Origin of the sequence: Rhizobium sp. TH135, from assembly GCF_002855515.1 — a bacterium.
Lineage (GTDB): Bacteria > Pseudomonadota > Alphaproteobacteria > Rhizobiales > Rhizobiaceae > Allorhizobium.
Genome location: NZ_PKRP01000004.1, coordinates 379,410 through 405,028, shown reverse-complemented (window position 1 = coordinate 405,028; position 25,619 = coordinate 379,410). Strand labels below are relative to the sequence as shown.

General features: G+C 62.4%; 23 protein-coding genes and 1 riboswitch. Of the genes, 9 read left to right on the top strand and 14 right to left on the bottom strand.

Going from position 1 to position 25,619, the window contains the following annotated elements; genetic code table 11:
* Positions 1 to 9: 9 nt before the first annotated feature.
* A complete protein-coding gene (locus C0V73_RS14755; RefSeq protein ID WP_102020737.1) occupies positions 10 to 837 on the bottom strand; it encodes a class II glutamine amidotransferase in 828 nt (275 codons plus the stop codon).
* A 242-nt stretch (positions 838 to 1,079) separates the two neighbouring features.
* Between C0V73_RS14755 and C0V73_RS14750 the strand changes: the two genes are divergently transcribed.
* On the top strand, positions 1,080 to 1,991 hold the full coding sequence (locus C0V73_RS14750) for a pirin family protein (protein ID WP_006724991.1): 912 nt from the start codon (positions 1,080 to 1,082) through the stop codon (positions 1,989 to 1,991).
* 78 nt (positions 1,992 to 2,069) lie between these two features.
* Here the strand turns inward: C0V73_RS14750 and thiD are convergent, their stop codons facing one another.
* On the bottom strand, positions 2,070 to 2,897 hold the full coding sequence (thiD, locus tag C0V73_RS14745) for a bifunctional hydroxymethylpyrimidine kinase/phosphomethylpyrimidine kinase (protein ID WP_102020736.1): 828 nt from the start codon (positions 2,895 to 2,897) through the stop codon (positions 2,070 to 2,072).
* A 52-nt stretch (positions 2,898 to 2,949) separates the two neighbouring features.
* Positions 2,950 to 3,046: riboswitch (TPP riboswitch) on the bottom strand.
* A 127-nt stretch (positions 3,047 to 3,173) separates the two neighbouring features.
* On the opposite strand from thiD, the gene C0V73_RS14740 reads away from it, so the two are divergent.
* Positions 3,174 to 3,848: an HAD-IA family hydrolase gene (locus tag C0V73_RS14740; protein ID WP_245407977.1), complete on the top strand. Its 675-nt coding sequence runs from the start codon at positions 3,174 to 3,176 to the stop codon at positions 3,846 to 3,848.
* A 46-nt stretch (positions 3,849 to 3,894) separates the two neighbouring features.
* Here C0V73_RS14740 and C0V73_RS14735 read toward each other — a convergent pair whose 3' ends face one another.
* Positions 3,895 to 7,584 (bottom strand): autotransporter domain-containing protein, encoded by a 3,690-nt coding sequence (locus C0V73_RS14735; RefSeq protein ID WP_143708345.1) that lies wholly within the window; start codon positions 7,582 to 7,584, stop codon positions 3,895 to 3,897.
* A gap of 179 nt (positions 7,585 to 7,763) precedes the next feature.
* Positions 7,764 to 9,347 (bottom strand): peptide chain release factor 3, encoded by a 1,584-nt coding sequence (locus C0V73_RS14730; RefSeq protein ID WP_102020734.1) that lies wholly within the window; start codon positions 9,345 to 9,347, stop codon positions 7,764 to 7,766.
* Positions 9,348 to 9,434: 87 nt separating this feature from the next.
* Here C0V73_RS14730 and dut point away from each other — a divergent pair, with 87 nt between their 5' ends.
* Positions 9,435 to 9,911 carry a dUTP diphosphatase gene (gene dut / locus C0V73_RS14725; protein ID WP_102020733.1) on the top strand — a complete coding sequence of 159 codons (477 nt, stop codon included), beginning with the start codon at positions 9,435 to 9,437 and terminating at the stop codon, positions 9,909 to 9,911.
* An 8-nt stretch (positions 9,912 to 9,919) separates the two neighbouring features.
* Positions 9,920 to 10,804 carry a GNAT family N-acetyltransferase gene (locus C0V73_RS14720; RefSeq protein ID WP_102020732.1) on the top strand — a complete coding sequence of 295 codons (885 nt, stop codon included), beginning with the start codon at positions 9,920 to 9,922 and terminating at the stop codon, positions 10,802 to 10,804.
* A gap of 21 nt (positions 10,805 to 10,825) precedes the next feature.
* Here the strand turns inward: C0V73_RS14720 and C0V73_RS14715 are convergent, their stop codons facing one another.
* Positions 10,826 to 11,410 (bottom strand): LysE family translocator, encoded by a 585-nt coding sequence (locus C0V73_RS14715; RefSeq protein ID WP_102020853.1) that lies wholly within the window; start codon positions 11,408 to 11,410, stop codon positions 10,826 to 10,828.
* Positions 11,411 to 11,581: 171 nt separating this feature from the next.
* Here C0V73_RS14715 and C0V73_RS14710 point away from each other — a divergent pair, with 171 nt between their 5' ends.
* From C0V73_RS14710 to C0V73_RS14700, 3 genes are all read left to right on the top strand, one after another.
* Positions 11,582 to 12,199 carry a LysE family translocator gene (locus C0V73_RS14710; RefSeq protein ID WP_102020731.1) on the top strand — a complete coding sequence of 206 codons (618 nt, stop codon included), beginning with the start codon at positions 11,582 to 11,584 and terminating at the stop codon, positions 12,197 to 12,199.
* Positions 12,200 to 12,372: 173 nt separating this feature from the next.
* Complete coding sequence (cysK, locus tag C0V73_RS14705; RefSeq protein ID WP_102020730.1) at positions 12,373 to 13,341, top strand: cysteine synthase A; 969 nt, start codon at positions 12,373 to 12,375, stop codon at positions 13,339 to 13,341.
* Positions 13,342 to 13,459: 118 nt separating this feature from the next.
* Positions 13,460 to 14,515, top strand: a complete 1,056-nt coding sequence (locus C0V73_RS14700) for an HWE histidine kinase domain-containing protein (protein ID WP_102020729.1) — start codon at positions 13,460 to 13,462, stop codon at positions 14,513 to 14,515.
* Between the two features lie 44 nt (positions 14,516 to 14,559).
* Here C0V73_RS14700 and C0V73_RS14695 read toward each other — a convergent pair whose 3' ends face one another.
* The 9 genes from C0V73_RS14695 to rsmI all read right to left on the bottom strand — a co-directional run bounded on the left by C0V73_RS14695 (position 14,560) and on the right by rsmI (position 23,550).
* A complete protein-coding gene (locus C0V73_RS14695; RefSeq protein ID WP_102020728.1) occupies positions 14,560 to 16,089 on the bottom strand; it encodes a YifB family Mg chelatase-like AAA ATPase in 1,530 nt (509 codons plus the stop codon).
* A gap of 194 nt (positions 16,090 to 16,283) precedes the next feature.
* Positions 16,284 to 17,231, bottom strand: coding sequence for a glutathione synthase (gene gshB / locus C0V73_RS14690; RefSeq protein WP_102020727.1), 948 nt, complete (start codon positions 17,229 to 17,231; stop codon positions 16,284 to 16,286).
* Between the two features lie 96 nt (positions 17,232 to 17,327).
* Positions 17,328 to 17,819, bottom strand: a complete 492-nt coding sequence (locus C0V73_RS14685; protein ID WP_102020726.1) for a cupin domain-containing protein — start codon at positions 17,817 to 17,819, stop codon at positions 17,328 to 17,330.
* Positions 17,820 to 17,905: 86 nt separating this feature from the next.
* On the bottom strand, positions 17,906 to 19,018 hold the full coding sequence (locus C0V73_RS14680) for a sn-glycerol-3-phosphate import ATP-binding protein UgpC (protein WP_102020725.1): 1,113 nt from the start codon (positions 19,016 to 19,018) through the stop codon (positions 17,906 to 17,908).
* A gap of 14 nt (positions 19,019 to 19,032) precedes the next feature.
* Positions 19,033 to 19,875: a sn-glycerol-3-phosphate ABC transporter permease UgpE gene (gene ugpE / locus C0V73_RS14675; RefSeq protein ID WP_102020724.1), complete on the bottom strand. Its 843-nt coding sequence runs from the start codon at positions 19,873 to 19,875 to the stop codon at positions 19,033 to 19,035.
* 10 nt (positions 19,876 to 19,885) lie between these two features.
* Entirely contained in the window at positions 19,886 to 20,767 is an 882-nt protein-coding gene (locus C0V73_RS14670) for an ABC transporter permease subunit (RefSeq protein ID WP_102020723.1), read from the bottom strand.
* Between the two features lie 66 nt (positions 20,768 to 20,833).
* On the bottom strand, positions 20,834 to 22,132 hold the full coding sequence (locus C0V73_RS14665; RefSeq protein WP_102020722.1) for an extracellular solute-binding protein: 1,299 nt from the start codon (positions 22,130 to 22,132) through the stop codon (positions 20,834 to 20,836).
* Between the two features lie 135 nt (positions 22,133 to 22,267).
* Positions 22,268 to 22,636 (bottom strand): YraN family protein, encoded by a 369-nt coding sequence (locus C0V73_RS14660; RefSeq protein WP_102020721.1) that lies wholly within the window; start codon positions 22,634 to 22,636, stop codon positions 22,268 to 22,270.
* Positions 22,633 to 23,550: a 16S rRNA (cytidine(1402)-2'-O)-methyltransferase gene (rsmI, locus tag C0V73_RS14655; RefSeq protein WP_102020852.1), complete on the bottom strand. Its 918-nt coding sequence runs from the start codon at positions 23,548 to 23,550 to the stop codon at positions 22,633 to 22,635. Before rsmI ends, C0V73_RS14660 begins: the two co-directional genes overlap by 4 nt.
* Positions 23,551 to 23,774: 224 nt before the next feature.
* Here rsmI and dnaN point away from each other — a divergent pair, with 224 nt between their 5' ends.
* Both dnaN and pmtA read left to right on the top strand, forming a co-directional pair.
* Positions 23,775 to 24,893, top strand: coding sequence for a DNA polymerase III subunit beta (gene dnaN / locus C0V73_RS14650; protein ID WP_102020720.1), 1,119 nt, complete (start codon positions 23,775 to 23,777; stop codon positions 24,891 to 24,893).
* Positions 24,894 to 25,019: 126 nt separating this feature from the next.
* Positions 25,020 to 25,613 carry a phospholipid N-methyltransferase PmtA gene (pmtA, locus tag C0V73_RS14645; RefSeq protein ID WP_102020719.1) on the top strand — a complete coding sequence of 198 codons (594 nt, stop codon included), beginning with the start codon at positions 25,020 to 25,022 and terminating at the stop codon, positions 25,611 to 25,613.
* Positions 25,614 to 25,619 lie beyond the last annotated feature (6 nt).

Below are 25,619 nucleotides of genomic sequence, written 5' to 3'. Positions count from 1 at the left end.
GCCCCGGCCTCAGCCTGCGGCCATGGCCGGCTGACGGATTTGATCCACCCGTGTGCGCTCGACTTCCGGCTTGAACTCGGCGGCATCGAGGCCGTTTTCGCTCAGGATCACGGCACTGCCGGCGGGAATTTCCACCCAGGTATCCGTCTCGTCATTCAGAGGCTCCGACACGAGACAGAAGCTGCCCTTTGGCCCCATGGGTGCTGCAAACAGCGTCGGCGCATATTCATCCGTTGAATAGCGCACGGCATAGAGCGTCTTGCCATCAGAGAAGGCTGCCGTCATGCGGATGCGGGCCGTGCCCGTCAGATGCAGGCTGATCTGCTCGACGAAGCCAACGGCCTCGCTCATCGCAGCGATGGGACGCTCTCGAAGTCCAAACTGAAGGGCCAGCAGGAAAAGCAGCTCGCTGTCGGTCGTGCCGACGCGTGCGTGGAAATGCTCGTCATCCAGCATGCCTTCCATCGGCCGACGGATGCGATCGAAATTGTCGATCTGGCCGTTATGCATGAAGGACCAGTTTCCCTGGACGAAGGGATGGCAGTTGTCGCGGCGGGTGGCACCATGGGTCGCGGCGCGGACATGGGCGAGAAAGAGCGGCGAGCGGATCTGGCTTGCGAGGCTCTTCAGATTGCAGTCGGACCAAGCGGGAAGCACATCCCGGAAGCGGCCGGGCTCAGGGCGGTCACCATACCAGGCAAGGCCGAAGCCATCGCCATTGGTGGCAGTTTTCGCGCGTGTCGCGCAATGGGATTGCTCGATGAGGGAATGCGCAGGCGAGGTCACCAACTCCTCGAGGAAGATCGGAACACCGCGGTAAGCTGCCCAACGACACATATGAATTCTGCCCCAGGTCCATCGACCGACTGCGAATCCTTGGTAGTCTTCGCCCGATAGACTAATGATTTGCAAACATGCCCGTATTCATGACAAACTTTTGCCGTGCAGCGCAACATTCTTCCTAACGTCGACTGGCACAAAAGTGAACACTGCGTTCTGCCCGGCGGGCCTGCGTGCCATGGTTCTCTCGCCTATATTGCTTCCCAAGCAACGAGCCCGTTTCCCGAGGAGGTCCCCGAATGTCCATCCGCCCCGTCAAGCATGAGAGCCGCGCCACGCCGACCATGGAAGGCGCCGGCGTCAAGCTGCACCGCGTCTTCGGCTTCGGCGATCCCTCGATGACCGACCCCTTCCTGATGATGGACGATTTCCGCAATGACGAGCCGATGGATTACGTTCGCGGGTTCCCCTGGCATCCACATCGCGGCATCGAGACGATCACCTATGTGCTGGCCGGAACCGTCGAGCATGGCGATAGCCTGGGCAACCAGGGCATGCTGGGCGCCGGCGACCTGCAATGGATGACCGCAGGCAGCGGCATCCTGCATCAGGAAATGCCGAAGGGCGATTTCGCCGGCCGCATGCACGGCTTCCAGCTCTGGGCCAATCTGCCGTCTTCGCTGAAGATGACGAAGCCGCGCTACCAGGACATCAAGTCGCCCGAGATCCCCGTTGTCATCGATGATGATGGCACGTCGGTGCGGGTCATCTGTGGCGACTTCTGGGGCAAGAGCGGCCCCGTCGACGGCATCGCTGCCGAGCCCGTCTATCTCGACATCTCGGTGCCACCCGGCAAGCGCAAGACCTTCCCGGTCGATACTTATCGCTCGGCCTTCGCCTATATCTTCGCCGGCTCCGGCTCGTTCCGGGATGCCTCCAAGCCCTTCGGCGTCAAGGTCGAGAAGGAATATATGGGCGAGGAGTTGAATATCCGCGACCTCTCCGGCAACCGCACGCTCGTCGTTTTCGACACCGGCGACGAGATCACCGTGCAGGCCGGCGAACAGGGCATCCGCTTCCTGCTGGTGACCGGTAAGCCGATCAAGGAGCCGGTCGCCTGGCACGGGCCGATCGTGATGAACACCCGCGAGGAACTGATGCAGGCGATGAAAGAGTTGCAGAACGGAACCTTTATCAAGGCCGATCATTAACCCCACGCAGTCAAGTTCACTTCAACCCGGCGTCTCCAGCGCCGGGTTTTCTTTTGTCTGCACTTGCCGCGCGTGAGTTCACGTGGGCGCAGACACAGGCCACAAGTCATGGAAATGGTGGACCGGACCATGGCCGGAGCCAACAGACAGGGTGTGCGATGTCCGAACGGCCTCCTTGAGCCAGGCCTTCGCGACGCGCACGGCCTCTTCCACACTTTTCCCCATCGCCAGTTCAGCCGCCAGCGCGCTCGACAGAGAGCAGCCCGTGCCATGAGTATTGCGGGTCTCGATACGGTCCGCCTCGAACCAGGTCACCTGGCCATCCGCCACCAGCACGTCAGGGCTTTCGCCACCGGCAAGATGGCCCCCCTTGATCAAGACGCTGCGGGGGCCGAGCGTCGTCATCCTAATCGCCTGGGATTCCATGATGCGCCGGTCGCAGGCGTCGGGGTCGCCGAGCAGGGCCGCCGCCTCCGGCAGGTTTGGCGTGAGCAAGGTTGCAAGCGGCAGGAGTTCGCTCTTGAGCGCTTCGACGGCATCCGGATCGAGCAGGCTTGCGCCACCCTTGGCGATCATCACGGGGTCGAGCACGATGGGGATGCCGCGATGGGGCCTCAGCGCCTCGGCGACGGCCCTTGCGATCCCGGCATTGGCGATCATCCCGATCTTCACGGCATCGACGTGCACATCGGCAAAGACCATACGGATCTGCTCGGCCACGAATTCTGGATCGAGCGGCATTACAGCGGAGACGCCTTGCGTGTTTTGCGCCGTGAGCGCGGTGATGGCTGCCATGCCGTAGCAGCCGCGGGCGGAGAAGGCCTTGAGATCAGCCTGGATGCCAGCGCCACCGGAAGGGTCGGAGCCGGCAATGGAAAGCACGTTGCGAATGGGGGCGGATGTCATGGCTGCATCTCCTCACGACGGCGAAGAAGCAACGGGCAGGACGCGAAGAGCCCACGGCACCCGAGCGACTCCCTCCGCCAGCATGATCTGGTTCAGGTTCAAAGGGTGCTTCTCAGCCCGGCTTGCGCCAGACGCCCCTGTCTCTCGCGTTCAAGACTAGGGCAGAGAGAGGGCCCTGTCACCTGTCATCCCGGCCTATCCCGATTAAGTGTTTGCAGGCCCGGTTGAGAGCCGGTACGGGAGCCTTATTACGCGTTCGACCAAAGGATCCAGGCCTTGCATCATTCCCCCGACCCGCTTTTCGACCGCTTCTATGACGCCTTCCTCTTCGATATGGACGGCACGCTGCTCAACTCCATCGCTGTGGCCGAGCGCGTGTGGAGCCGCTGGGCGCTCAAGCATGGGCTTGATCTCCAAACCTTCCTGCCGAGCATGCATGGCAAGCGCGGGATCGACACGATCAGCGCGCTGAACCTGCCCGGCATCGATGTGGTGCAGGAGGCGCTTGAAGTGGAGCGCGGCGAGATCGAGGATCTCGAGGGCATCGTTCCAATCCCGGGCGCCATCGCCTTCCTTCAGAGCCTGCCGGCCGAACGCTGGGCGATCGTGACCTCGGCACCATCGGCCCTCGCCCGCGCCCGCATCGGCGCTGCCGGCCTGCCGCAGCCGCTGCAGATCGTGACAGCAGAGGACGTGAAGATCGGCAAACCCGATCCCGCTGGCTATCGGCTTGGGGCAGAGCGGCTCGGTTTCGATCCTTCCCGCTGCCTGGTGTTCGAGGATGTGCTGGCCGGCGTCAGGGCCGGAGAGGCTGCGGGCGCCGACGTTGCCGTCATTACGGCCACCCATGCCCATCCGCTCGAAACCTCCCTTCCGACCATCGCCAGCTACGAGCATCTGCGCGTCGATTTCCACGCTGCCCAGGGGCTGCGGATCGGGCCTGCGCGCTGAGGGGCAACGCGGCGCGCTCAGCCGCCCCGCACTGGTCGCACTCTCGTCAGAACTGCTTCTGGAAGCTCAGTTTGACGGATTGCGCATTGCCACGGTTGCTGTAGCTGCCGTCGAAATCGAGGCCGATCGTCGTCATCGGGGCGATGGGCATGTCGATGCCGGCTTGCAGGACGAGGCTGTTTTCGGCGACCGTCTTGCTGGAGGTGACGAAATCGCTGCCACCGGAAAAGGACAGGGTCGAGGCCGTTTCCGTATCTCCGAAAGCATGCTGCCATCCGGCAGCCCCCCGGACCGTTGCATTCACGCCGGCCAACGCCACCTCGGTCGCGGCCCGGAGACCGACATTGGTGAAGGTCAGGTTCATGTCATTCGCCTCACGCGACAGGGAGGCGGCACCACCTTCTTCGGTGAAAGCGGGCGTGTGCATATGGACCTGGGCGAGGTTCACGAAGGGCTCCAGGCGCACGTCCTGGACCTTGATCTCATAGCCCAGTTCCGCGAAGGCCTGTGCGGTATTGGTCCCGTAGTCCGCCGAGAGCTGGTCTGTGAAGCCGCCAAAATCGACCGTGCGTTCGGTCGAGACCTGCTGGTGCTTGTAGAGTGCACCAAAGCGAAAAGCGAGCGGACCCCACTGGTTGCCGCCATAGATCCCGATATCGAAATCATCGCTATTGCCGCTCGACAGACCGTCGCTCAGCTCGAAGGATGCCGCGCCATAACCGCCGAGAATGCCGAGGCGCCAGGTGGTGTCGGCCAGCACTGTGTCTATGCCGAAGGCGATGCCGCCGATCGAGTTTGAGAGATCGGCATCGCCATTCTCGCCGAAGCTCTTGCCCCAGCCGCCATAAGCTTCGGCCCAGGCAACGGGGCCGGCCTTTTCCGGCGTCACCAGGATCGACTCCGCCGCCAGTTCTGCCGGGGTCTTCGCCTTTTCTTCGCCGTAGGCCAGCGCAGCGGTATTGCCGCCCGTGGTGCTGCCGAGGGAGACAACATTGGTTTGGCCGGCACCAGCGGAGCCGAAGGCGGAGCGCATGCGATTGCCGCCGAGACTACGGATAAGGCCGCTGTTCTCGAGGCTCGCGCTCGCGCCCTGGCCGTGGACTTCGCCGGAGAGCTGCTGAAAGGCCGTCGCCGCCGCCTCATCGTCCAGGACAACAACCGCGTCGTAGATTGCATTGCCCGAGCCCAGACTTTCGATTGCGCCTGCCGTCGCAGACTGGTTCGTCGATTGCGCGATATCGGCGAAGTCGGTCGCATTGCGGGTCAGTGTCAGCGTCACATCATTCGCATCGTAGCCGAGCGCGGCATCAAGGAAGCTGTAATCCGTATCGACCGTGTCGAAGGTTCCGGTCAGGCCGCCATCGGCCGAGAGGATGACATAGGACTGGTTTGCCGCATAACCGCTGGAGGGCCCGACATGGAGGACGGAGCCTCCGGTGAGGTTTGCCTCGCCTGTGGCATGCAAGAGGTCGCTGGCGCCGGTCGAGGTGTTGACGTCGACCTCATAGGTCGCGCCCGCGGCGAAAACCAGATCGCCGTCGACCGTCAGGGTTCCGACGCCGGAGCCCCCAGGGGTCACCGTGGCACCGCTGGAGACCGTGGTCTCCCCCACCGTGCCCGTCCCGCTCAGCGTTCCCCAGCCGGAGACGGAGAGTGTGCCGCCAAGCGTGGCGTTGACGAGGTTTAGCGTGCCGCCGGTGATATTCGTATCGCCGGTGAAAGCGCTGCCATTGCCTGCGTAGATGACCGTGCCATTGGCCACAGCGATCTCGCCGGTTCCTTCGATGCGCGCGTCGAAGGAAACATCATCACCGCCGAAATTGAAAACGAGCTTGCCCGTACCGTCGCCAAAATCGATTTCATTGACATCGAAACTGGCGCTGCCGCCCGCTGTCTGTCCGAGGGCGGCGCCGATGATGAAAGTGCCGGTCGAACCTGCCTGGTTGGCAATCTTGATCTCGTCTGCAGACACGAAGCCGCCGCCCGTGACAATCAGCGTGCCAGTGCCCGCGTTGCCGATCAAGAGGTCCCCGGTGGTGTCCCAGGTCGAGCCATTGCCGGAAACCGTGGCTGTGCCTATCGATCCGGCTTCATTGCCGATAAGACTGCGGGCTGCCGTAACGTCGCCGCCCAGGGCGATGGTCATCACACCATCTCCGAAACGGCCAACATTCAGGTCGCTGGAAACGTCCCAGAGAGAGCCGTCGCCGGTGACGAGCATCTCGCCATAGGATCCGGCGAGGTCGCCAAGGATGCCTTGACGGTTTTCAATGAGGCCACCTGCCGAGATCGTAACCTCGCCTCTTGCATCGTCGTTGTGGCCGACCAGAAAGTCACCGCTCATGATCCAGCTCGAGCCGGTTCCGTTGACAGTGGCTTCGCTTTCGGAGCCATTCTCCGTGCCGACATAACCGTCTGTGCTGGTCAGGTCACCGCCGGTCAGAAGCTCGAGCGTGCCATCGCCGACATTGCCGACGTAGAAGACACCGGTGTTTTCCCAGAGGCTGCCGTCGCCGGAAATCGTGACGAGGCCCGATCCGGACGCCTCGTGGCCGATGAGGCCACCGGTCGAGGTGATCTTGCCGCCATTGGTGATGTTGATCGTGCCTTCACCCAGACCACCGACACTGATGCGGCCGGAGAGGTCCCAGAGCGAACCCGTTCCGTCGACATTGACCGTGCCTTGCGACCCTGTGCTGTCGCCCAGGACCGCAGAGGTGCCGTTCACGGTCGCGCCGGCCAGGATATCCAGGGTTCCGTTGCCTGCGACCGAACTGGACGTGTCGGAGCGATCGCCACCAACAAGCAGCGCACCGGTTGTCCAGCTGGAGTCCGTGCCGCTGATGGTGACCGAAGAGGTTGAGTGGCGACCGATGACAGCACTGCCATTCGACACCGTGGCGCCAGCGAGAATGTCCAGTGTCGCGTCACCCAAGGAGCCGACGAAGAGCTCGCCGGTGTTGACCCAGGTGGTCCCTGCACCCGTGACCGTGACGCTGCTGCCGTCAGCATCTGCCCCATTGCCGATATAGGCCGCCGTGCCGGATACATCGGCGCCTTCCTTGATCAGCAAGGTGCCCACACCACCGCCACCAATCGTCAGAGCATTTGATAGCGTCCATTGCGACAGGGTCGCCACCGTGGCGCTTCCCGAGGAACCAATGCCGTCAGCGATGACTGTGCGCCCCGTCGTTGCCGTCGCGTCCTGCTCCAGCGTGAAAGTGCCGTCTCCAGCATAGCCGATATAGAAGCTCGTCGCTTCGAAACGGCTCTGGTTCGAGACGTTAAGAGCGCCCTCTCCTGTGGAGCCTGCGCCGAGATAGACGACGCCGCCGAGAAATTCGCCCTGGGTCAGCACGTTGACGGTGCCGGTCCCGTTGTTGCCGATATAGGTGGACCCCGTATTGGTCCATTCCCCGAGGTTGCCGCTGACCGTGATCGTGCCAGACGAGCCGCTGTTGTAGCCGAGGGTCGTGTTGGTGGTGTTGAGCCCGTTCTGAACGGTGAGGCCACCGGCAGACACAATGCCGACGAAAAGGTTTTCTGCCGCCGCATCCTGACCATTGATCACGACACCCATCTGGCCGATGCGCGCATCGTCGCCGGCCACCGGTGCGCCGGTGCCCCATTCCCAGTTGCTGCCCGTGAACCAGTCAGTCGAGGTTGCACCGGTCCAGCTGACCGAGCCGGCCTGTGCTGCACCTGTCAGGAAAGGCAGGATGCTTGCGGATGTCAAAAGCGCCCGCAGGCGGGCCTTACGAGAAAATGTCTTGAACAAAACGCCCCGGTCGCAACGACCGCCCACACAAGATTTGAAGTTGTATGAACAGTATCACGCCGGAGCGAACAGCAAAGGTCAGTATTCGGCCAAAATCCGCAGGGATTCGGACCACTTCTGGGCAGATTACGGCTTGGTCACGCCGCCTTGGCGACGTGATATTCCTTGATGGCGACCATCTTGATTGCGGGATAGCGCTCGGACTCGTAGCGCAGCGAGAACTGGTCCTGCGCCATGAAGACCGGGTCGCCGTCGAGATCCCGGCAGATGTCACCGCGACGCTGGGTCATGAACTTTTCCAGATCGTCCTTGTTCTCGGCCGAAATCCAGCGGCAGACGGAGAAGCGCGACATTTCGAAGGAGACCGGCAGGCCGTATTCGCCCTGAAGGCGCTCCTTCAACACGTCGAGCTGCAGCGCGCCGACGACGCCGACGATTGCCGGCGAGCCGTCTTCCGGCGAGAAGAGCTGTACGACGCCTTCTTCGGCCATCTGCTGCAGAGCTTCCTTCAGCTTCTTGGCCTTCATCGCATCTTCCAGCCGCACGCGGCGGAGGATTTCCGGCGAGAAGTTCGGCACGCCCTGGAAGACGAGGTTCTCGCCTTCGGTCAGCGTGTCGCCGATGCGCAGCGTCCCGTGGTTCGGAATACCGACGACATCGCCGGCAAAGGCGGTGTCGGCAAGCTGGCGCTGGGAGGCAAAGAAGAACTGCGGTGCCGTCAGGCCCATCTGCTTGCCGGTCCGGGCAAGGCGGGCCTTCATGCCGCGCTCCAGTTTCCCTGAGCAGATGCGGGCAAAGGCGATGCGGTCGCGGTGGTTCGGATCCATGTTGGCCTGGATCTTGAAGACGAAGGCCGTCATCTTGTCTTCCGCCGCATGGACGGTGCGCGTATCAGCCACCTGGTCGCGCGGCGGGGGCGCATAGGCACCCAGCGCATTGATCAGATCGCGGACGCCGAAATTGCGCAAGGCGGAACCGAAGAAGACCGGTGTCATGTGGCCCTCGAGGAAAGCTTTGTGATCGAAGGGCCGGCAGGCTTCCTGCGCCAGCTCCAGCTCGTCGATGAAGGTGGCGCGCTCGTTTTCCGGCAAGTTTTCGGCGACGTTCTTCGGGCTGTTGACGGCGAGCGCCTCGACCTGCTTGTCGGAGCCGCGGAAGGTGTTTTCGACCAGATTGTAGGAGCCGCAGAAGCTCTTCGAGCGGCCGACCGGCCAGGTAATCGGGGCCGTATCGAGCGCAAGCTTCTCTTCGACCTCGTCAAGGATCTCGAAGATATCCCGGCTTTCGCGGTCCATCTTGTTGACGAAAGTGATGATCGGGATATCGCGCATGCGGCAGACTTCGAACAGCTTCAGCGTACGCGGCTCGATACCCTTGGCGGCGTCGATGACCATGACAGCTGCGTCGACCGCCGTCAGCGTGCGATAGGTATCGTCGGCGAAGTCTTCGTGACCGGGCGTGTCGAGGATGTTGAAGACATTGCCTTCGTATTCGAAGGTCATGACCGAGGTGACAACCGAGATGCCGCGTTCGCGCTCGATCTTCATCCAGTCCGAACGGGTCTGGATGCGATCCTTCTTGGCTTTCACTTCACCGGCAAGCTGGATAGCGCCGCCGAACAGCAGTAGCTTTTCGGTCAGCGTCGTCTTACCCGCGTCCGGGTGCGCGATAATAGCAAAGGTGCGGCGGCGGGAGACCGCCTCGGCGAGCGTTTCAGCCATATCTCAGGAATTCCTTGTGGTCGGGCGGTTATCTAGCGTTTCGAGGGCCAATATGCAATTGAGCGCGGGCAACAAAGGAATCTTGCCATGTCCTCCATCAGCCCCGAAAACCTCGGCCCCGTCCTGAACCTGAAGCGCCTGCCGCATGGCGCGGGCCTCGACGTGCCGGCTTACGAGACGGCGGGGGCAGCCGGCATGGATCTGCGCGCAGCTGTCGGAGACGATGAGCCAATGACGCTTGCACCGGGTGCGCGGGCGCTGGTGCCGACGGGCTTTGTCATGGAAATCCCCCAAGGTCTCGAGGCGCAGATCCGGCCGCGCTCCGGCCTTGCCTTCAAGAACGGCGTGACCTGTCTCAACACACCCGGCACCATCGACAGCGACTATCGCGGCGAGGTGAAGGTGCTTCTGGTCAATCTAGGCCAGGAGGATTTCGTGATTACCCGCGGCATGCGCATCGCGCAGATGGTGATTGCTCCGGTGACCCAGGTCAGGGTGGCCGAGGTGACGGAGACATCCGACACGGCGCGGGGTGCCGGCGGTTTTGGCTCGACGGGGGTGTGAGGGCGCCCATGCCGGAAACGCTCACGCTACGGGAAGGTTACTTCGGAGATCCCGCGGCGTTTCAGGCGCTCGCGGATCTGCTGCAGGACATCTTCGGCATCGACATCTCCCACCAGATGAACCTGGGCGGACCTGATCCCACATCGATGCCGTTTGGCTATTTCGATCCGTCAGGACGGTGCGTCGCCAATTTCTCCGCCTTCTCCATACCGCTCGTCGTCAATGGACGGGTGGTTCGGGCCGCGGGCTACCAGTCAGGCGCCGTGCGGCCGGATTACCGCGGACAAGGGCTATACCGGGCCTTGATGAAGCGGGCCTTCGACTGGTCGGAACGCGAAGGCTTCGAAGCCGGGATCCTGCTGACGGACAAGCCGGGGCTTTATGAGACCTATGGCTTCCGGACCGTGCCGCAGTTCAAATTTCATGGTGCCGTTCCACATGCTGACTTGGCCGTGCCCAGGGCGCGAGACCTCGACTTGAAGCAAGAGGCGGATCTCCACATCGTTCAGATAGCGCTTGGGGGTCGGCAACCCGTCTCCGAGATCTTCTCCGTCGTGCGGCAAAAGGAGATGTTCCTGCTCAATGCCCACTTCGATCAGGATATCCGGCTGAGCCTGCTGGAAGAAGACGATGCGGTTATCGCCTGGAAGCCCCAAGGTGATACTTCACTGCAAATCCTGGATATCGCGGCACGCCAGATCCCACCGCTCGGCCATATCGTGGCGAGCCTCGGGGCGCATTTTGAGCGGGCAGAGGTATTCTTCCCCGTAGATCGGCTCGGTTGGGACGGTGTGGCAACACCGCATCAAGGCGACTGTGTGCTCATGGTAAAGGGCCTGGACCTCACGTCCCTGGCTCAGCCCTTCATGCTCTCGCCGCTGGCGGATTTCTAAAGAGCGGACTGTTCCGGATGTTCAGCGCTGCGCTTCCGTCACCATGCGGATCGCGAGAGCCGCGAGCACCGTGCCCATCAACCAGCGTTGCACCACCATCCAGAACGGGCGGCCGGCGAGGAAGAGCGCGATGGTGCCGGCTGAGAGGGCAATCAGGCCGTTGCCCGTCACGCCGATGATAATCTGCGTAAAGCCCAAAGCCAGCGACTGGAGCAGCACACTGCCCCGCGCTGGATCGATGAACTGCGGCAGAAGCGACATGTAGAGTATCGCGACTTTGGGGTTCAGCAGGTTGGTGACAAGCCCCATGACAAAGAGTTTGCGGGGACTGTCGGCAGGCAGATCACGCACCTGAAAGGGCGAGCGGCCACCAGGCCTCAGCGCCTGCCAGGCGAGCCAGCCGAGATAGAGCGCGCCACAGAATTTCAGAACCTCGAAGGCGAAGGGAACGGCGAGCAGCAGGACGGTGATGCGGAAGGCTGTGAGAAGCATGTAGACGACAAAGCCGAGAGCCACGCCGCCCAGCGAAATGAGGCCTGCCATGGGGCCCTGGCAGATAGACCGCGACACCAGATAGATCATGTTCGGCCCGGGCGTTAGGACCATACCAAGGCAGATCAGGGCGAAGGCAAGGAATGCTGGGAGGCTTGGCACAAGATCGTTTCCTCGCGGGTATTGATGCCTCCTAGCGGCAACCGACTGAGAGCCGCAATCGCGATCGTGTCACCGTTGCAAGTCTTTCCGCTCGAGATTAGGAATGGGCAAGGAGGAGCCCCCATGACACTGACGACCATCATCGCCTATTGCGGCGCCCTCTTCATTGCGGCTGCCATTCCAGGCCCCGGCATGACGGCGATCGTGGCGCGTGCGCTGGGCTCCGGTTTCCGGCCGACCTTCTTCATGGGGCTCGGGCTGATCCTCGGCGATCTCGTCTATCTGACCGCCGTCATCCTCGGGCTCTCGGTGCTGGCCAAGACATTCGTCACGCCCTTCATCATCCTCAAGTTCCTCGGCGCGGCCTATCTCGTCTATGTCGCATGGAAGCTGTGGACTGCGGGCCTCGTTCCCCAGGACATCAAGGCGCAGAAGGCGATGCGCCCGGCGCTTTCCTTCCTGTCCGGCCTGCTGGTGACGCTCGGCAATCCGAAGACCATGCTTTTCTATGTCGCGCTGGTGCCGACACTCATTCCGCTGGAAGCCATCGGGCTTGCCGATTACATCCTGCTCGTCGGGCTGACCTTCATCGTGCTGATGGCGGTGCTCCTGCCCTATATCCTGCTCGCGGCCCAGGCGCGCGGACTGCTCAAGCGCCCTGAGGCGCTGAAGGTTCTGAACCGGAGCGCAGCGGGCATTCTGGCCGGCACGGCGGCCTATATCGCGGCGCGCGCCGCCTGAGTTTTCAAGGCATGCAACAAACCGGCCGCGGGCGCTTTTCTCCTGAGGGATCATAACGAGCCGGCGACGGAGCAGATTTTTCCAAGGATGCCGCTCGCCGCGGCATGGCTATGCTGGAATGCAAGGGGCACCGGGCGTAAGCTCGCGCCAACCAAATCATCAGGGAGAGACACATGACTGAGCAGAAGAAACCCGGTCGCGGACGCGTCTATGGCTCGATCACCGAGACGATCGGCGACACCCCGATCGTGCGCCTCGACAAGCTGGCCAAGGAAAAAGGCGTGAAGGCGCATCTGCTGGCGAAGCTCGAATTCTTCAATCCGATTGCCTCGGTCAAGGACCGCATCGGCGTGGCGATGATCGAAAGCCTGGAAGCCCAAGGCAAGATCGCGCCCGGCAAGACCGTGCTGATCGAGCCCACGTCCGGCAACACCGGCATTGCGCTTGCCTTCGCCGCCGCCGCCAAGGGCTATCGCCTGATCCTCACCATGCCCGAAACCATGTCGATCGAGCGCCGCAAGATGCTGGCGCTGCTTGGCGCGGAACTGGTTCTGACCGAAGGCGCCAAGGGCATGAAGGGCGCGATTGCCAAGGCCCAGGAGCTGGCCGAAACGACGCCGGATGCTGTTATCCCGCAGCAGTTCGAGAACCCGGCCAATCCGGAAATTCACAGGAAGACCACGGCCGAGGAAATCTGGAACGATACCGAGGGCACGATCGACTTCCTCGTGTCCGGCATCGGCACGGGCGGGACGATAACCGGTACGGGCCAGGTTCTCAAAGGCCGCAAGCCGGAGATCAAGATCATCGCGGTCGAGCCGGCCGACAGCCCGGTTCTGTCAGGCGGCAATCCCGGCCCGCACAAGATCCAGGGGATCGGGGCGGGCTTTGCGCCTGCCATCCTCGACACCCATGTCTATGACGAAGTGGTCACCGTGACCAATGACGAGGCTTTTGAGAATGCACGGCTCGTCGCGCGGCTCGAAGGTGTGCCGGTCGGCATCTCCTCCGGTGCCGCCCTGACTGCCGCGATCAAGGTTGGCCAGCGCGAGGAAAACGCCGGCAAGACGATCGTCGTGATCATCCCGTCTTTCGCTGAACGTTATCTCTCGACCGCCCTGTTCGCAGGCCTCGGCGAGTAAGCCACCACCGGAAGCGCCGGCGCTCGATCGGCGCTTCCTCCATTGCGGGCGTCTCTTTCCCCGGCTAGATTGCCTCACAACAAATTGATTTCGTTTTTCAAGTTCTCCCCGGGGATCCATGCGCGCACTTCTTCACCGGCTGCCTGCCTTCGCTTCCGTCAAAGAGCGACTGTCTGCCGGCGGCCTGATTGCCACCTATGTGGCAAGCCTGATCGTCTTTGCGGTGGCGCTTGCGGTCCGCGCGTGGTTCGATAACGTCCTGCCGGCCGGCTTTCCCTTCCTGACCTTCTTCCCTGCGGTGATCATCTGCGGCTTCGTCTTTGGGCTTCGCCAGGGAGTGCTCGTTGCCATCCTGTCGGGTCTATCCGCCTGGTATTTTTTCATCAGTCCAGGACGGTTCGACTTTTCCATGGGCACGTTGCTTGCCATGGGCCTCTATCTTTTCGTCGTCACCACCGAACTGACCATGATCTATCTGGTTACCCGGGCCTACCGGCAGGAGATCGACACACGCGAAGAAATTCAACGGCTGGCCGAGCAGCAGGAGGTCATGGCGCAGGAGCTCGACCACCGGCTCAAGAATATCTTCGCCACGATCAATGCGATCATCAGCCTCTCCCTGAAGAATGCCTCAAGCGCCGATGAACTCGCCGCCCGGCTGCGTGACCGGCTGGCCGCACTCGGCCGCTCGAACCTTCTGCTGCGGGGCTTACGCGAAGGCGAGGACGCCTCACTGCAGAGTGTCGTCTTCCAGGCGCTCGAGCCTTTCGCGATCGTCGGCACGCCACGGTTCGACGCGAGCGGGCCACGGGTTCCAATCGGCGGACAGACTGTGGTCGTCTTAAGCCTCATCCTGCACGAGCTTGGAACCAATGCTGCCAAATATGGCGCCCTCAGCGTAGCTACCGGTCATGTCGATCTCGCCTGGTCGATCGACGCTCGCCCGGAAGCCGACGAGCAACTCGTGATCACCTGGCGCGAAAGCGGCGGTCCAGTTCCCACCCCGCCGCTCGCCGGTGCGGGCGGGTTCGGCTCCACCTTGATGAAGCGCGTGATCGCCGGCGTGCGTGGACAGACCGAGATCAGCTATCCCGAAACCGGCGCCGTGATCCGCCTGACGCTGCCGGTCGACATGTTGCGCCCGACTGCCGAGCCGCCTTCCGACCATCACTGACAACCGCCGCCGCCCTGCGCCTCATAGCCTTCACATCGCCGCCGTCATGCCGCCGCCGCGAGGCGTTCGGAGGCGATGCGATAAGAGATGGCCTCGGCCAGGTGAATGCGCCCCAACGTATCGACGCCATCGAGATCCGCCAGAGTGCGCGCAACCTTCAGCACCCGGTGATAGCCGCGCGCCGAGAAGCGGAATTTCTCGGCCGCATCGCGCAGCAGCTGGAGCCCTGAGGCATCCGGCTCGGCCAGCGTCTCGATCAGCGCCGTCGAGCACCGGGCATTGGTGCTGAAGGTGAGACCGAGCCGCTCGAACCGATCACGCTGGCGGGCCCGGGCGGCCGCCACGCGTTTCGCCACTTCAGCGCTGCTTTCGGCTGCGCGCGGCTTGATCAGGTCCGTCGCCGAGACCGCCGGAACGTCGATCCTGATGTCGATGCGGTCCATCAGCGGCCCGGAAATGCGCCCCTGATATTCGGTCTGGCAGCGCAATCCACGGGCGCAGACATGTCCGGGCTCCCCCGCCATGCCGCAGCGGCAGGGGTTCATGGCCGCGACCAGCTGGAAATCGGAGGGGTATGACACACGGTGATTGGCCCGGGCGATGATGCACTCGCCGGTTTCGAGCGGCTGGCGGAGAGCATCCAGCACGGGCGGCGCGAATTCCGGCAGTTCGTCGAGGAACAGGATGCCGTGATGAGCGAGCGAGGCTTCCCCGGGCTTGGCCCTGAGCCCGCCGCCGACCAGCGCCGCCATGGTGGCGGAATGATGTGGCGTGCGGAAGGGACGGCGGTCCGACAACTTGCCGCCGGAGAGCTGCCCGGCGATCGAATGGATCATGGAGACTTCGAGCAGTTCGGGCGCTGACAGCGGCGGCAGGATCGAGGGCAAACGCGCGGCCAGCATCGACTTGCCTGAACCTGGGGGGCCAACGAAGAGCAGATTGTGCCCACCAGCGGCTGCGACCTCCAGAGCGCGCTTGGCGCTTTCCTGGCCTTTGATATCGGCAAGATCAGGCAGATTGGCAGGAAGTGCCCGGATCGAAGGCTCGGGTCTGGACAGCACCTGCGTGCCACGAAAATGGTTGGCCAGCGCGATCAGGCTGCGGGGCGCGAGGATGTCGATCTCGCTGCCGGCCCAGGCGGCTTCCGCGCCGCTGTCGGCCGGGCAGATGAGCCCCTTCTCCACGGCATTTGCACTGATGGCCGCCGGCAGCGCGCCGGCGATCGGGGCTATGGTGCCATCCAGATTGAGTTCGCCGATGACCAGGAAGCCGGAGAGTGCGTCTCCGGGGATCGCCCCGAGTGCGGCCATGAGGCCAAGCGCGATGGGCAAATCGAAATGTGAGCCCTCTTTTGGAAGGTCCGCTGGCGCCAGATTGACCGTCACGCGCTTTGCCGGCAGGGCAAGTCCCGAGGCGTGCAGCGCCGCCTGGACCCGCTCGCGGCTTTCCGCAACCGCCTTGTCGGGCAGGCCGACGATCTGCATGCCGGTCTTGCCGGGGGCAACCATGACCTGAACCTCGACGGGCACGCCCTCGATGCCCTGGAATGCAACCGTACTGATACGCGCTACCATCGCCCGCCCTCGCCGATCGACCTATAGTCGCCAATGCAACTTCATATTGCGTGTGGCGACGAGAACAATCTCGCACAAGAGGCATTCGAGTGCAAGAACATTTGCGGAACATCCGCATCTTCAGATAAGGCGTGCGGTTGCATCCGGTTGAACAACCGGAACAACCGCTGAACTTCTAAAGAGGATTCAGAGCGTTAGGCGCGCTTGCGCTCGATCGCATCCCAGAGAAGGGCTGCGATGTCGGCGCCGCCGAACTTCTTTACTTCCCGCAATCCGGTCGGCGAGGTGACGTTAATCTCGGTCATGTAGTCGCCGATGACGTCGATGCCGACGAGCAGGAAGCCGCGTTCGCGAAGCGCAGGGCCAATGCGGGCGCAGATTTCCCGCTCGCGTGCCGTCAGTTCGGTCGGCTCGGGCCTTCCGCCGGCATGCATATTCGAGCGGGCGTCGTGTTCGGCGGGCACGCGGTTGATCGCGCCGACGGGGTCGCCGTCGACGAGGATGATGCGTTTGTCACCCTTGCGTACGGCCGGCAGGTAGCCTTGAGCGATGAAGGGTTCGCGGAACATCTGGCCGAACATCTCCATCAGCGAGGAGAAGTTGCGGTCGTCGCGGGTCGAGTGGAAGACGCCGGCGCCGCCATTGCCGTAGAGCGGCTTCAGGATGATGTCGCCCTGTTCTTCCCGGAAGCGCGCGATCTCGGCCGGATCCTTCGTGATCAGCGTCGGGGGCATCAGGTCGGCGAATTCGGTGACGAAGATCTTCTCCGGCGAATTGCGCACCCAGGCCGGATCGTTGACGACAAGCGTCTTCGGGTGAATGCGCTCCAGCAGATGGGTCGAGGTGATATAGGCCATGTCGAACGGCGGATCCTGGCGCAGCAGAATGACATCCATGGTCGAGAGGTCCACCCGCTCGGGCGCGCCGAGGGTGAAGTGGTCGCCCTTGACGTCGCGGAGTTCCATCGGCTCGACGGTGGCAAAGACCTTGCCATCGCGCATCGAGAGCCGGTCCGGCGTGTAGTGGAAGAGCTTGTAGCCGCGCGCCTGGGCCTCCAGGCTCATGGCGAAGGTGGAGTCGCCCGCGATGTTGATCGTGGATACATGGTCCATCTGGACCGCGACATTGGTAATCTTCGCCATGTGGTCTGTCTCCGTTCGGAAGTCTCGGAGATTTAGGCCGTGCGGCGGGCGATAGCAACGCCGCGCGGCCTCAATTTTGCTGAAGGAGCATTCAGATCAGAGTGCCGAATATTTGCCGCGCCGCAGCGCATTGCGGATGCGGTAGAGCGTTGCCAGCGGCTCGGGGAAGGGTTTGCGCAGGAAGGCAACCTTGCGGACGTAAGTGTCCACCCGCCAGGTGGACCAGGTGCCCTGGCGGAAATAGGCGATGTCGCCGGCCTTCAGCAGACGCTGAACGCCGTCCTCGGCGGTGACATGCACCTCGCCCTCCTGGATGACAACAGTCTCGTCCCAACCGAAGAACCAGCGAAACTCGCCTGCGGTACAGTCCCAGACGGCCGTCAGGCTCGCCTCGTCGCCGCTTTGAGAATGCTCGCCGATGCGAGCGAGCGGCGTGCCGCGAATGATCCAGTCTGGGTTGATCGGTGCAGCCTTGAGTGCCAGATGATCACAGTTGGCGGCGATCACGGGCGGCTGGGCGTCGGCACGGCGGTTCGGCGCCGCCAGCGCCACGCTCGCCATTCCCGCCAGAAGAAGCTTCAGAGCCATCATTTCCCCCTTAAAAGTCGCTGCGGACGTTAGCAGCAAGCTTCTAAGGACGCGTGTTCCCGATCGCTAAAATGCTTCGGATCTGATCAGGCCAGGACCGGGCTTCGCTCGGCCATTGCGGTCTCGGTAGCGCCATCGCGTGCGACAGCTTCAAGGCGCCGACCGGTGTCGAGCGCGAAGAAGTGCAGAAGCTCCGGCGCAATGCGCAGGGGCAGACGATCGCCGAGCGGGACGTTGGAGCCGAGAACGGCGGTCAGAGGCTGATTGCCGACCAGTCCATGGACAAGACGCTGGGCACCCAGCTCTTCGACATAGTCGATCGCGAGGTCAAACATGGTTTCGCTTTCGCTGGCGACGACCAGATCTTCCGCCCTGATACCGACTCGGACCTCGCCCTGAGGCCAGGCACCGCTCAAGGGGATGCGTGCGTCACCGATTGCGAGCTCGGCTCCATCGATGTGGCCTTCAACGAGGTTCATGGCTGGCGAGCCAATGAAGCTTGCAACGAAGGTGGAGGCCGGTCGGTTATAGACCTCGAGCGGCGTGCCGATCTGCTCGATGCGACCGCCGTTCAGGACCACGAGGCGATCGGCCAGCGTCATGGCCTCCAGCTGATCGTGGGTGACGTAGATCGCGGTGGTCTTCAGCCGCTTCTGCAGCTTGCGGATTTCGCCGCGCATGGTGACACGCAGCTTGGCGTCGAGGTTGGACAGCGGCTCGTCGAAGAGGAAGACGGCGGGCTTACGGACAATCGCGCGGCCCATGGCGACGCGCTGGCGTTGTCCGCCGGACAACGCGCGCGGCTTGCGGTCGAGATATTTCTCGATCTCCAGCATCTTGGCGGCTTCCGCCACGCGCGCGGCGATCTCGGCCTTCGGCGTACCGCGGTTTTTTAGGCCATAAGCGAGATTGTCGAAAACGGTCATGTGCGGATAAAGCGCATAGTTCTGGAAGACCATGGCAATGTCGCGGTCCGCCGGCTCGACCTCGTTGACGACGCGGTCGCCGATCGAAATCGTGCCCTGCGAGATGGCTTCCAGGCCGGCCACCATGCGCAGAAGCGTAGACTTGCCGCAGCCGGAGGGGCCGACGAGCACGATGAACTCGCCGTCCTCGATCTGGATGTCGACGGCATCGACGGCCTTAGCGCCGCCCTTGTCATAGATCTTGGAGACCTCGGTGATGTCGATGGACGCCATGGTCGGCACTCCCTTTACTTGTCGGTTTCGGTGAGGCCCTTGATGAACCAGCTCTGGAACACCACCACCACGATGACGGGGGGCAGGAGTGCGAGCACGGCCATGGCAAAGGCTTCGTTGTAATCGGGGATCTGCGAGCCGACCCAGACCTGCAGGATCTGCTTGATGCCGCGCATCAGGGTGTAGAAGCCTTCGTCTGTCGTCATCAGCATGGGCCAGAGATACTGGTTCCAGCCATAGACGAACATGATGATGAAGACGGCGGCGATCATGGTGCGCGAGAGCGGCAGCAGGATATCGATGAAGAATTTGAAGGGACCCGCACCATCGATGCGCGCGGCCTCGAGCAATTCGTCCGGCACCGACTTGAAGAACTGGCGGAAGAAGAAGGTGCCGGTGGCCGATGCCAGAAGCGGCAGGATCAGGCCCTGGTAACTGTTCAGGAGCGAGAGTTCGCTCATGACCTTGTAGGTCGGCATGATGCGCACTTCGAGCGGCAGAAGCAGCGTGGTGAAGATCAGCCAGAAGGCGAGCGTTGCAAAGCGGAAGCGGAAATAGACGATGGCATAGGCCGCCAGCATCGAGAGCACGATCTTGCCGATCGCGAAGCCCAGGCCCAGGATCAGCGAGTTCATCGCCATGGTGAGCCCGGTTACCTGGCCGGTGAAGCCGCCAGACTTGAACAGGACCTTGTCGTAGGTCGTGGCGAAATCATCGCCGATCGACAGCATCAGGCCGTTGGTGTGGATCTCGGCAGCGGAGTGGGTCGACGTCGTGAAGGCGACGACCAGCGGGCCGAGCATGAAGATCACGCCCGCGCTCAGGATCAGGTGGTCGAAGAATTTGGTGCGGTACATGGCGCTCTCCTCAACCGTAATGGACGCGGCGTTCGATGAAGCGGAACTGGATCATGGTCAGGACCAGAACGACCAGCATCAGGATGACCGACTGGGAAGAAGACGAGCCGAGGTCGTTGCCGCGGAAGCCGTCGAGATAGACCTTGTAGACCAGCGTGATCGGGTTGTTCGCCGCCTTGTCCTTCACGATGACATCGATGACGCCGAAGGTGTCGAAGAGCGAATAGGTCATGTTGATGACGAGCAGGAAGAAGGCCGTCGGGGTGAGCAGCGGCAGTATGACCGTCCAGAAACGGCGCGTGCCCGACTTACAGTCGATGGCGGCCGCCTCGCGGATCGAGGCCGGTATGCCCTGGAGGCCAGAGAGGAAGAAGATGAAGTTGTAGGGGATCTGGTTCCAGACCGCGACAGCGACCATGGCGAAGGCCGTGTCGAAATAATTGAGGCCGACCTTCATCTCCCAGCCGAAGAGGGCAGCGAATTTGACGAAGGGGCCGATATGCTGGTCGAAGAGCATCATGCCGATGAGGCCGGCGACCGGCGGGGCAATCGCATAGACGACAATCAGCAACGTCTTGTAGGCCGACTTGCCGCGGATTACTGCATCGGCCTTCAAGGCGAGCAGCATGCCGATCGACAAAGCGAGAAAGGTGACGATCAGGCTGTAGCCGATCGTGAAGCGGGCGATCCGCTGGTATTCCGGCGAGGTAAGCGCATCCGTGTAATTGTCGGCCCCGACAAAGCTCGAACCGAAGCCGAAGGGATCCTCGATATAGAAAGACGAGGTGATCGCCTGCATCGAGGGCCAGTAGAAGAAGATCGAAATGATCGCGAACTGCGGCAGCAGGAACAGATATGGCAGATATCGCGAGTTGAACTGGACGCGCTTCATGGAGCCCTCTCAATGCAAGTCCCGGGGGTTTGTCGCCCCCGGGTCCCAATCAAGTTTCAGAAATGATCAGCCAGCCGTCTTGGCGAAGCGGGCGAGAAGCTCGTCGGCTTCCTTCTTGATCGTTTCCATGGCGTCCTTGGCCGTGGTCTCACCGGCGAAGAGGCGGTTGTATTCGCGCTCCATCACGGCGCGGATCTGCGGGTAGAAGCCCAGGCGATAGCCCTTGTTCCACTCGGCGGTCGGCAGCTGCAGCTGCTGGATACCAACTTCGGCAGCCGGCTTTTCGTTGTAGTAGCCTTCCGACTTCGACAGTTCGTAAGCAGCGTTGGTTATAGCAACGTAGCCGGTGGCCTGGTGGTAGAACTTCTGGACCTCGGTCGAGGTCAGGAAGTTGAAGAACGAGGCCGAGCACTTGTTTTCTTCAGCCGACTTGCCAGCCATTGCGAAGAGGGCAGCGCCACCGATGAAGGAGTGGACGCCAGCGCCTTCGATCGAGTTCCAGTAAGGCAGGAAGGTTGCCGAGAAGGGCATGGTGGCGGTCTTCTGCAGGCCGCCGAACGAACCCGAGGAACCGATCCAGAGAGCTGCCTTGCCTTCTTCGAAGACCTTCTGGTTGTCGTTCCAGGCAGCGCCGTAGTAGCCGAACAGGCCCTGATCGTACCAGGCCTTCAGCTTGTCATACATCATGACGTGGTTTTCGTCGGTGACGTTGATCGTCGTGTCGACGATGCTGTCATAGCCGTTGTTGTTCGAGGCGAACTGGAGGTTGTTGCGCGAGAAGAAGTTCTCGGTGAACTGCCAGGTCAGCTGCGACTGGACGAGCGGGATAAAGCCGGCTTCCTTGAGCTTCGGAGCGATGGCTTCGAACTCTTCCCAGGTCTTCGGGGCTTCGACGCCGGCCTTCTTCAGGGCTTCGTCGTTGATGTACATGATCGGAGCCGAAGAGTTGAACGGCATGCCGACGAACTTGCCGTCCGAGTCAGCGTAGAAGTAGCGGACGCCTTCGATGAAGGCTTCACGGTTGAACTCGAAGCCGTTGTCCTTCAGGAGGTCTTCGGCTGCGATGGTCGCGCCCTTGGCGTTGATGATGGTGGCGGCGCCGGCGTCGAAGACCTGCAGGATGTTCGGCTGTTCGCCCGAACGGAAGGCGGCGATACCGGCCGACAAAGCTTCTTCGTAAGAGCCCTTCGAGACGGGCGTCAGGACGCATTCGGCCTGGGCAGCGTTGAACTTCTGGGCGATCTCGTTGATCACTTCGCCGTTGCGGCCGCCCATGCCGTGCCACCAGGTGATGTTGGTCGCGGCAAGCGTCGTCGATGCGGTCATGGTCAGGGCCAGAGCGGCCAGGGAAATCTTCTTGATCATGGGATAGATCCTCTCCACCGGTTGTTGCGGTGAGGGCTCCATTAGGCGCGCTCCGTGACAGCGACTTGAAAGTTTTATGTCACGGCTGTCACAAAACGAAGGTTTCACTCTCTCCAGGTCGAAGGTGAAACGAAGCTAAAATGCACTCTCAAAATGGGTTGGCCAGCGCCAGGGCCGTACCACGATGATATCATGGCGAAGTGACAGCCGTGTTGCATCAGATTGCCTGCGAAGCCAATGATCTGCGGCATTCGCGATGCGCCGCTCGGCTGCATAGCCGACGGCATCGACGCCGGCGCGCAGGTCTCGTCTGGCTTTCACTTCGACGAAAATGACGAGATCGCCGCGGCGGGCTATGATGTCCACTTCGCCGGCCTTCGTCTTGTAGCGCAGCGCCACGATCCGGTAGCCTTTGAGAAGCAGCGCGAGCGCCGCCCGGTATTCCGACCAGCGGCCCAGCCTCTCGGCGCGGATGCGTTTTCGATCCGCGCCCTTGGGCGTCATGCGGCCCCCTTGAGTTCCAGAAGGCGCTGGTAGAGGTCCTTGCGCGGCAGGCCGGTCAGCTTTGCAGCCTCGGTCGCGGCCTTGGCCGTCGGCATGGTGGCGGAGAGTTCGGAAAGCAGGCTGTCGACGTCGGCAGCGTCAGGGGCAGCATCGGGGGCCGGCGGGCCGATGACGAGGACGATCTCGCCCTTGACCGTTTTGTCGGCATAATCGGCGGCGAGATCGCCGAGCGGGCCCCGGCGGAATTCCTCGAAAGTCTTTGTCAGTTCCCGGCAGACGGAGGCCGGGCGATCATTGCCGAGCTCCTCGGCTGCCGCGACCAGCGTATCGCCGATGCGATGCGGGGACTCGAAGAAGATGAGCGTCGCCGGCACCTTGGCGAGCTCGCGCAGCCGGTCGCGCTTCGCCTTGTCCTTGGTCGGCAGGAAGCCGGCAAAGAGGAAGGCGTCGTTGGGCAGGCCCGAGCCGACCAGGGCTGCGAGCGGAGCAGAGGCACCGGGGATCGGCACGACGCGATGGCCCGCCTCGATGGCGAGTTGGCCGAGGCGATAGCCGGGGTCGGAGACGAGCGGCGTGCCGGCATCGGAGACGAGTGCCACGGACTTCCCGGCTTCGAGTGATGCGAGCAGCCGGGCACCGGCCTCGTCGGCATTGTATTCGTGATAGGCGTAAGGCCTGTTCTCGATGCCGTAGCGGTCGAGAAGGACGCGGGTGACGCGCGTGTCCTCGCAAGCGAGCACATCGGCACCAGCCAGCGTTTCCAGCGCGCGGATGGTGATGTCGCCGAGATTGCCGATCGGCGTCGCCACCAGATAGAGCGCAGGCTCGAGTGGTCGGGCAACAATCAGCGTGTCGTTGAGGCGATAGCGCTTCGAAGTGGCCGCGACCGGCGCATTTTTGTCTTCAGTTGTCATCCGGCCTTTATCCTCCACACCCATGCTCGCGGCAAGGGTGCCGCCGCCATAAACCATTCCGGCAAGCTCTGCTGGGGACTGGCGTGGAAAACCTTGGAGCCTCTTGCTTTTCCCGCTCTTTTACTGCCATTTTGCCCGTCCACATCGTCCGGCCCGGGGACTGCCCGGCCCCTTTTTCCGATCCGGAACTCCGGAAGACGACACGTCGAAAGCGGTAGCATCCCATGCGTATAACTCTTGAACGGTCCAATCTCCTCAAGTCTCTGAACCACGTGCACCGCGTGGTCGAGCGCCGCAACACGATCCCGATCCTGTCGAACGTGCTGCTCAAGGCCGAAGGCGCGGCACTGGACATGAAGGCGACGGACCTCGACCTTGAGATCACCGAAAGCACGGCTGCCATGGTCGAGCAGGCCGGTGCCACAACCGTTCCGGCGCACCTGCTCTATGAAATCGTGCGCAAGCTGCCCGACGGTTCCGAGGTTTTGCTCGCCACCAACCCGGATGGCGGCACGATGACGGTGGCTTCCGGCCGCTCCAAGTTCTCGCTGCAGTGCCTGCCGCAGTCGGACTTCCCGGATCTCACCGCCGGCACCTTTACCCATTCCTTCAAGATGAAGGCCGCGGACTTCAAGATGCTGATCGATCGCACCCAGTTTGCGATCTCGACGGAAGAGACGCGCTACTATCTCAACGGCATCTTCCTGCACACGATCGAAGCCGGTGGCGCGCTGAAGCTGCGCGCCGTTGCCACTGACGGTCACCGGCTGGCGCGCGCCGATGTCGATGCGCCCTCGGGCTCGGAAGGCATGCCGGGCATCATCATTCCTCGCAAGACGGTCGGCGAGTTGCAGAAGCTGATCGACAATCCGGAACTGATCATCGGCATCGAGATCTCCGATTCCAAGATCCGCCTTTCCATCGGCTCGGTCGTTTTGACCTCCAAGCTGATCGACGGCACCTTCCCCGATTACCAGCGCGTCATTCCGCAGGCGAACGACAAGGAAATGCGCGTCGACTGCCAGACCTTCGCGCGTGCCGTCGACCGCGTCTCGACCATCTCGTCCGAGCGTGGCCGCGCCGTAAAGCTTGCGCTGGCCGACGGCCAGCTGATGCTGACGGTCAACAATCCGGATTCCGGCAGTGCTACGGAAGAAGTCGCCGTCGGCTATGAAAGCGATGCGATGGAGATCGGCTTCAATGCCAAATATCTCCTCGACATCACCGCCCAGCTTTCGGGCGAGGATGCGATCTTCCTGCTGGCGGATGCCGGCTCCCCGACGCTCATTCGCGACACCGCCGGCGCCGACGCGCTCTATGTCCTGATGCCGATGCGCGTTTAACGCTTCAAGGTTTCTGGCGGGCATTTTGCCCGCCAGCGTCATTCTCTCTTGCGTTTGCGACAAACTGGCCCAAAATTGTCGCAATCGGCTCGCAGCAATCGAGCAGCAAAAAGAAGAGGGACGATCATGGCCATTCGACTGAAGGAACGGTTCGAAAAGAAATTCGACGAGGAGATCCGTTTCTTCAAGGGCATGATGCAGGGACCAAAGACCGTCGGCGCCATCGTTCCGACGTCTTCCGTGACAGCCAAGCGCATGGCGAGCGTCATTGATGTGAAGTCGGGCCTGCCGGTCCTCGAGCTTGGGCCCGGTACGGGCGTGATCACCAAGCAGATCCTGGCGCGCGGCGTCGCGCCCGAGAAGATTGTCTCGGTCGAGTATTCCGAAGACTTCTACCGCCGCTTGGTGGAGGATTATGCTGGCGTCAACTTCATCCACGGCGACGCCTTCGACCTCAAGAACATCCTTGGCGGCTTTGCCGACCAGACCTTCGACTGCGTCATCTCCGCAGTACCGATGCTGAGCTTCCCGATGGAAGCCCGTATCCAACTGCTTGAAGACCTGCTGTCGCGCATCCCGGAAGGGCGCCCCGTGGTCCAGATCACCTATGGACCCGTCTCACCGATCATCGCCAAGCCGGACCGCTACCACATCCAGCATTTCGACTTCGTCGTGCGCAACATCCCGCCCGCCCAGCTCTGGATCTACCGCAAGGCCTGATACCAA

Excerpts from the sequence above, each read along its gene's own strand:
- C0V73_RS14755 (WP_102020737.1), bottom strand. The coding sequence starts at position 837 with ATGTGTCGTTGGGCAGCTTACCGCGGTGTTCCGATCTTCCTCGAGGAG.
- C0V73_RS14750 (WP_006724991.1), top strand. The coding sequence starts at position 1,080 with ATGTCCATCCGCCCCGTCAAGCATGAGAGCCGCGCCACGCCGACCATG.
- thiD (WP_102020736.1), bottom strand. The coding sequence starts at position 2,897 with ATGACATCCGCCCCCATTCGCAACGTGCTTTCCATTGCCGGCTCCGAC.
- C0V73_RS14730 (WP_102020734.1), bottom strand. The coding sequence starts at position 9,347 with ATGGCTGAAACGCTCGCCGAGGCGGTCTCCCGCCGCCGCACCTTTGCT.
- dut (WP_102020733.1), top strand. The coding sequence starts at position 9,435 with ATGTCCTCCATCAGCCCCGAAAACCTCGGCCCCGTCCTGAACCTGAAG.
- C0V73_RS14720 (WP_102020732.1), top strand. The coding sequence starts at position 9,920 with ATGCCGGAAACGCTCACGCTACGGGAAGGTTACTTCGGAGATCCCGCG.
- C0V73_RS14715 (WP_102020853.1), bottom strand. The coding sequence starts at position 11,410 with ATGGTCCTAACGCCCGGGCCGAACATGATCTATCTGGTGTCGCGGTCT.
- C0V73_RS14710 (WP_102020731.1), top strand. The coding sequence starts at position 11,582 with ATGACACTGACGACCATCATCGCCTATTGCGGCGCCCTCTTCATTGCG.
- cysK (WP_102020730.1), top strand. The coding sequence starts at position 12,373 with ATGACTGAGCAGAAGAAACCCGGTCGCGGACGCGTCTATGGCTCGATC.
- C0V73_RS14700 (WP_102020729.1), top strand. The coding sequence starts at position 13,460 with ATGCGCGCACTTCTTCACCGGCTGCCTGCCTTCGCTTCCGTCAAAGAG.
- C0V73_RS14695 (WP_102020728.1), bottom strand. The coding sequence starts at position 16,089 with ATGGTAGCGCGTATCAGTACGGTTGCATTCCAGGGCATCGAGGGCGTG.
- gshB (WP_102020727.1), bottom strand. The coding sequence starts at position 17,231 with ATGGCGAAGATTACCAATGTCGCGGTCCAGATGGACCATGTATCCACG.
- C0V73_RS14685 (WP_102020726.1), bottom strand. The coding sequence starts at position 17,819 with ATGGCTCTGAAGCTTCTTCTGGCGGGAATGGCGAGCGTGGCGCTGGCG.
- C0V73_RS14680 (WP_102020725.1), bottom strand. The coding sequence starts at position 19,018 with ATGGCGTCCATCGACATCACCGAGGTCTCCAAGATCTATGACAAGGGC.
- ugpE (WP_102020724.1), bottom strand. The coding sequence starts at position 19,875 with ATGTACCGCACCAAATTCTTCGACCACCTGATCCTGAGCGCGGGCGTG.
- C0V73_RS14670 (WP_102020723.1), bottom strand. The coding sequence starts at position 20,767 with ATGAAGCGCGTCCAGTTCAACTCGCGATATCTGCCATATCTGTTCCTG.
- C0V73_RS14665 (WP_102020722.1), bottom strand. The coding sequence starts at position 22,132 with ATGATCAAGAAGATTTCCCTGGCCGCTCTGGCCCTGACCATGACCGCA.
- C0V73_RS14660 (WP_102020721.1), bottom strand. The coding sequence starts at position 22,636 with ATGACGCCCAAGGGCGCGGATCGAAAACGCATCCGCGCCGAGAGGCTG.
- rsmI (WP_102020852.1), bottom strand. The coding sequence starts at position 23,550 with ATGACAACTGAAGACAAAAATGCGCCGGTCGCGGCCACTTCGAAGCGC.
- dnaN (WP_102020720.1), top strand. The coding sequence starts at position 23,775 with ATGCGTATAACTCTTGAACGGTCCAATCTCCTCAAGTCTCTGAACCAC.
- pmtA (WP_102020719.1), top strand. The coding sequence starts at position 25,020 with ATGGCCATTCGACTGAAGGAACGGTTCGAAAAGAAATTCGACGAGGAG.